This window comes from Acidiphilium sp. JA12-A1, assembly GCF_000724705.2.
In the GTDB taxonomy this organism is placed as follows: Bacteria; Pseudomonadota; Alphaproteobacteria; order Acetobacterales; family Acetobacteraceae; genus Acidiphilium; species Acidiphilium multivorum.
Genome location: NZ_JFHO01000212.1, coordinates 1 through 254 on the forward strand (window position 1 = coordinate 1; position 254 = coordinate 254).

Sequence of the window (254 nt, forward strand, 5' to 3'; positions counted from 1 at the left end):
CGCGCCGGGCGGCGAAGAAACGGTCGAGCAGCGCGCCGCGGTATTCGCCGGCCAGCGCCTTGTCCTCGATGGTGCGGGCGACCTCCTCGAGCCGGTGGCGCAGGGCGGCGCGGCCCTCGGGGGTGGCCTGGTCGGCGCTTTCGGCCAGCAGGAGGTAGAGCGTGTCGGCCAGCGAGGGCACGGCGGCGAGGCGGGCGGCGAAGGCGGCGGCTCCCTCGCGGCGGATGAAACTGTCGGGGTCGTCGGCGCCGGGC

1 pseudogene is annotated in these 254 nt (G+C 77.2%); it reads right to left on the reverse strand.

Annotated elements, in window-relative coordinates:
- Window positions 1-254: pseudogene (locus RT91_RS19340) on the reverse strand (DNA primase); the annotation flags it as partial.